This is a genomic window from Bradyrhizobium sp. (assembly GCF_049581145.1).
Classification (GTDB): Bacteria; Pseudomonadota; Alphaproteobacteria; order Rhizobiales; family Xanthobacteraceae; genus Bradyrhizobium.
In genome coordinates, this window is record NZ_JBAURI010001093.1 from 1 (window position 1) to 4,773 (window position 4,773).

The 4,773-nt window shown below is 61.8% G+C and carries 6 protein-coding genes and 1 pseudogene; 3 read left to right on the plus strand and 4 right to left on the minus strand.

The window, feature by feature from the left end:
* Both WCB02_RS35240 and WCB02_RS35245 read right to left on the minus strand, forming a co-directional pair.
* Nucleotides 1-345: pseudogene (locus WCB02_RS35240) on the minus strand (hypothetical protein); the annotation flags it as partial.
* Complete coding sequence (locus tag WCB02_RS35245; protein ID WP_423965983.1) at nt 308-1,321, minus strand: chemotaxis protein CheB; 1,014 nt, start codon at nt 1,319-1,321, stop codon at nt 308-310. The gene WCB02_RS35245 and the pseudogene WCB02_RS35240, both read right to left, overlap by 38 nt.
* A gap of 148 nt (nt 1,322-1,469) precedes the next feature.
* Here WCB02_RS35245 and WCB02_RS35250 point away from each other — a divergent pair, with 148 nt between their 5' ends.
* The 3 genes from WCB02_RS35250 to WCB02_RS35260 all read left to right on the plus strand — a co-directional run bounded on the left by WCB02_RS35250 (nt 1,470) and on the right by WCB02_RS35260 (nt 3,573).
* Nucleotides 1,470-2,426 carry a Crp/Fnr family transcriptional regulator gene (locus WCB02_RS35250; protein ID WP_423965985.1) on the plus strand — a complete coding sequence of 319 codons (957 nt, stop codon included), beginning with the start codon at nt 1,470-1,472 and terminating at the stop codon, nt 2,424-2,426.
* Complete coding sequence (locus WCB02_RS35255) at nt 2,413-2,862, plus strand: DUF6894 family protein (protein WP_423965987.1); 450 nt, start codon at nt 2,413-2,415, stop codon at nt 2,860-2,862. Before WCB02_RS35250 ends, WCB02_RS35255 begins: the two co-directional genes overlap by 14 nt.
* Before the next feature lie 531 nt (nt 2,863-3,393).
* Nucleotides 3,394-3,573, plus strand: a complete 180-nt coding sequence (locus tag WCB02_RS35260; RefSeq protein WP_423965990.1) for a hypothetical protein — start codon at nt 3,394-3,396, stop codon at nt 3,571-3,573.
* A 247-nt stretch (nt 3,574-3,820) separates the two neighbouring features.
* On the opposite strand, the gene WCB02_RS35265 is transcribed toward WCB02_RS35260, so the two are convergent.
* Both WCB02_RS35265 and crcB read right to left on the minus strand, forming a co-directional pair.
* Entirely contained in the window at nt 3,821-4,168 is a 348-nt protein-coding gene (locus tag WCB02_RS35265) for a DUF190 domain-containing protein (protein WP_423965993.1), read from the minus strand.
* 11 nt (nt 4,169-4,179) lie between these two features.
* Nucleotides 4,180-4,674 (minus strand): fluoride efflux transporter CrcB, encoded by a 495-nt coding sequence (crcB, locus tag WCB02_RS35270; RefSeq protein ID WP_423965995.1) that lies wholly within the window; start codon nt 4,672-4,674, stop codon nt 4,180-4,182.
* Nucleotides 4,675-4,773: the final 99 nt, after the last annotated feature.

The following is a 4,773-nucleotide window of genomic DNA, read 5'->3' on the forward strand; positions in this document are numbered from 1 at the left end:
GCTCTCGACCGAAACCCTTTCGATCCGGAGTCGTCGACAAGGGCACACCCGACTCTCGCCAATCCAAGTGCAAGGCTGGCTGTGAGCGGGATTGGATGGGACGTCCCATGAAACCACGAGAGCGCCGGCAGGATGCTTGAGCGCGCCGTGTTTCAGGGCGTTCGTCGTCAGCTCGTGCAACGCCAGACCAAGCGTTTGAACGTGTTCGAACCTGAGGGCGACCGGCGGACCTTGCAGACGCACCCTGCCGCCGTCCAGCGTTCCGACGGCATCGAGTTCGAAGCGGATGAGATCACCGAGATCGACTTTATCGCTTTGCGAACTGCTGACGAGATCCCTGGACACGGCCGAGCGCCCCGAGCCGGGAGGACAGCGCGTCCAGGGCAGCGACACTGTGCGGTGAAAAGATGCAGAGCTCGCGCACGTCCTTCGAGAGCAGATAGCTGGCCCCGTCCAGAACGAAAAACCGCTTGCGTCGTTCGGGCGAAACGTTGTCCAGCATCGCCTCCGGATAGCGGGCGGCGCGCGCGACAGCCAGCGCGCGCTCGTCGATATCGGTGGCAAAGACTTGCGCCCGCGACACGTTCATGCGGCGCAGGACCCGGCGCACGAATGTCCGGGTCTTGTAGCCGCTGAAATCGTGTCTGATCTGGTTACGCAGGATGGCGTAGATCTCCGGCATCACGCGATGGATGCCTTGTTCGTCGTCGGACTCCTCAATCAGGCCATCGAGCAGCTTGTTGCCTTGGGTCAGCTCGATGAGCTTGTGACCCATCTGCTCGACCGGAATGGCAAAGTCCACCAATCCGGTCGCGATCGCGCTGGCCGGCATATCCGGGTGTCCCGGCCCGAAACCGTCCCTGACCTGGGCGAACGTCAACCCTCCCCGTTCCTTGATGGCCTTGATCCCCAGAGTGCCGTCGCCATCACCGCCCGACAGCACGATGCCGACCGCCATTTCACCGACATCGATGGCAAGCGAGCTGAAGAAAATATCGATTGACTTGCGCTCGCGATGACCGGCGTTCTTGCGAACCATCAGCCGCCCTTTCTCGACGGTGAGGACGGCGTTGCTGGGCAAAACGAAAATGCAGTCCGGCTCGAGCTCGAGTTCGTTCGATATTGTCGTGACCGGCATCGTGGTGAACCGGCGGATGATCTCGTGCAGGAAGCTGTCGCGCTCCGGGCTCAGATGGGTCACGATGACGACCGCAAAGCCGGGGTTGGCCGGCAGGCCGCGGAAAAACCCATCCAGCGCTTCGATGCCTCCGGCGGACGCGCCGATGCCGACGACGGGAAAGGGAAAGGCCGATCCATCCATTGCAGTATCGAATCTCGTTCCAGGTTGGCCTTCGAGGGACCTGCCGCCCAAGCCACCCTTGGGGCGATGATGCGAGTCAAGAAACCTTTGAAAAAAATCGGTTTTTCGCCCCTGACCCGCCCCGGGCGCCCTATGGAACCATTCGCCCATGGGCGCGTTCGGGGAATCGGTCGCGGGGTTGCCATCGATGCTGCGAAAACTGTCCGTCCAGAATAGATCGCCTGCGGAGCTACGCCGGCTGGCTGCCGAACGGCGCGAACAGGCGTCCTCGCAAACGGGCAAAATAAAACGACTTCTGCTCGAGGAAGCGAGGCTGCTGGATTTTCAGGCTGAATCGCGAATATGGATCGCTGAGAGGCGCTCGGTGTCTTACGAGCTCGCAGCTTTTTTCGCCAAAGTCTCATCGCGGATGGAGTTGGCGCCGGCCGACGAACGATCCCTTTTGACCGGAGCGATGCCGCCACGACATGCTCAGAAGGGCGAACTCCTGATCGAACAGGAGGAGGAGACCTCCTCCCTCGTCATTCTCTGCAGCGGCATGGCGCGGGCGGTCAGGACCTTGCTGGACGGCAGACAGCAGATCGTCGCGGTTTTTGTCGCCGGTGATACGCTGAACGCGACCGACCTGCCCTTTCGACAGGCCAGGAATTCGATCTCGGCCCTGACACCGGCGATCTGCCTGTCAATTCCTCTGCGTCACCTCGACACCCTGTTGACCGGTCATCCGGCGATCGCACGCGCGCTCTGGCTGGACGCGGCCGCACAGTCGGCGATCCAGCAGGAGTGGATGGTAGGGCTCGGGCGCCACCAGGCTCAGGCTCGACTGGCACATTTCATATGCGAAGTGTCCTGTCGCCTGCAATTCAGCGGCTCGAGCGCCGATGACAGCTTCGAGTTTCCTCTGACCCAGCGCGAACTCGGTGACACTCTCGGGCTCTCGCCCGTTCATGTAAATCGGACCCTGCAGCTTCTGCGAGGCCAGGGCTTGATCGAACTCAGTCACCAGAAGCTGACGATCAGGAACAAAAGCGGCCTTTACGAGCTGGCCGAATTTGATCCACGGTACCTGGGCGGAAGTCGATTCGCCGACCGTGGAGCCACCTGAATGGCCCTGTTCTTTTTTCAATTACTGCTCGGGCGGCCAGGTGAGCGTGGACGAGATCGGGGTCGAATTTTCCTCGGTCGAAGCCGCCTATCTGAACGGCTATGACGCGATGCTCGAGATTGCGTTCGAAAAGCTGCGCCTGCGGCAGGATCCGGCCGAGGATGCATTTGAGATCATGGACGGTGAAGGGCACATGCTGATGCACGTGCCGGTCTCGGAGGTCCTTCGACCGCGGCGCCCGACAGGGACGCCAGCAGTTTACCTTGGTCGTCAAATCATCGCCGCCTGCGAGCAGCAGTTGGCCCGCAGCCAGACCCTGAGAGCGGAACTTCGCGCGGAGTTCAAGAAAACCCGGTCGGCCCTGGAGACCGTCCAGGCCAATCTCGCACGCCTGCGGTCCGTGACGCAGCAAGGACCGCCGCAGGCCTCGGGATAAACCTGGCCGAGGAGTGGGCCTCGATCGCGGCGGCGCTCGGTAAGCGTGGCGTCGCCAGCGCCGCTCGCGCCCTTCGAGATGAGGCTCCGCGCGCGGTCGATCGTTGCGATTTCCAGATTGTTGTTATCACACGTTAACGACTGCCTGTGGGTCGCCGGTCATAGTCGGCCGCTAGTTGGGCGGCAGAGATCGCAGAATGACGAGTTTCGAGTGGGCATGTTTCGCGACGGCAGCGACCGGAATGGTGGTCATGGTGGTGGCGTGCGTCGTATGGCTGGTTTTCTGATCGCGCCCAGCGCGATGCGCCGCGTCGCCTTTGCCTTGAGCGGATGTCACGTCGTCTTCGCAACGAACACGCGGCCCGCTTCCTCGCCCCCCGCCAAATGTCGAAACCGGTTTTTATCATAGGTTAGCGACGAATTCGCCAAGCCCGCCTAGCTTGCTCGGATAGATCTGGATCCGATGCAAACTCGTTCTCCAACGGAGACAGCGTTCATGCGCCCGGCGCTTGCAACTGCTTTGTTGGTTGTCGTGGCAGCGCTCGTCTGCGACGCCTATTCGGACTTCGCCGCGCGCGGCTTTCCGATGGATTCCGGCATGCTCGCGCTTACGCTCAGCCTGCTGGTGTCGATCGGCATCGGCATCGGAATCATGAGGCTGATGCTGGACGGCCGCCGAGCGGACCAGCAGGCGGACGATGAGCGAGGCTGAACCGCGCTTCCGATCGTATCGGCTCGGCTGACGACCTGTGAGGAACGATCCGCCTCGTTCGGAGTCTGTTCCGTACTGCGGGCGCCGATCCTCCCAATCGCGTCAGTCGCGTTTGTATGCGTGTGTGGAATGCGGCCTCAGCGCTTGGTCCCCGGAGCGCTGGGGCCGTTTTCGTCGCGCATCAACGGTTTCCTGAAAGGGCGTCGTAGCCGAATTGAATGGCCTCGTTCCGGCTGGCCGCCTTCGGCTATCCATCAGCGGCCTTCTCGAGGCCGTATTGCAGCACCTGCAGTTTCTCCAGCGTGACCAGACCGCTATCCATCATGCCGTCGAGCACCGGCAGAAAGGCGTTGATCTTCTCTTCGGAATCCACGATTTCGATGACCAGAGGCAGATCCATGGAAAGCCGAAGGATCTTGTCGGTGTGGATGAGGCTGGATCTGCCGAAACCCATCGGCCCGCGCAATACCGTGGCGCCGGCCAGGTGCATTTCGCGCGCTTTCTTCACGATGGCCTCATAGAGCGGATGACCGTCGTATTTTCCGTTTTCACCGATGAAAATCCGCAGCAGCAGCGCTTGTTTCGGTATTTGCATGTTCGAATTCCCTACAGACGATTGAGGCGTGCCGCCAATGTATGTCCGAGCCATACGGCCGTCATCCAGCCTGCGGCCGAGACGAGCAGATTGAGAAACGCGGCCGGCGCGTTGCCGGACTGCACCAGCCGCAAGGTCTCGAGACTGAACGCGGAAAACGTCGTGTACCCCCCGCAGATCCCGACCATGACGAAGAGCCGCTGCCGCGGGCTCACGAACAGCCTGCCGTCCGGGCCGGTCAGGGTGGCATAGAACCCGATGATGAACGAGCCCGTCACATTGACGAACAGCGTTGCCCAGGGAAAGCCGCTGCCGAACTGGCTCAGGAACACAACGGACACCAGATAACGCGCGACGCCGCCGACAATGCTGCCGAGCGCGACGGAAACATAGGAACCGGCCGTGTCCCAGAGTTTTCGCCACGGCGTCGAACGGCGCGCGCCGGAACGCAAACCGGTCACGGCCTGCCTGGCTGCCGACGGGTTCGATGAAACCTTGTCCTGCATCGTCGAACGTCCCTTTACCCGAAAGCATGCGCGCCGGCGGCAAAGCCGAGGGCGACGGCAACAAGACAAAGCGACAGAGATAGCAGCAGATTCCAGGCC

Coding starts and splice junctions, on each gene's coding strand:
- WCB02_RS35245 (WP_423965983.1), bottom strand. CDS start 1,321: ATGGATGGATCGGCCTTTCCCTTTCCCGTCGTCGGCATCGGCGCGTCC.
- WCB02_RS35250 (WP_423965985.1), top strand. CDS start 1,470: ATGGGCGCGTTCGGGGAATCGGTCGCGGGGTTGCCATCGATGCTGCGA.
- WCB02_RS35265 (WP_423965993.1), bottom strand. CDS start 4,168: ATGCAAATACCGAAACAAGCGCTGCTGCTGCGGATTTTCATCGGTGAA.
- crcB (WP_423965995.1), bottom strand. CDS start 4,674: ATGCAGGACAAGGTTTCATCGAACCCGTCGGCAGCCAGGCAGGCCGTG.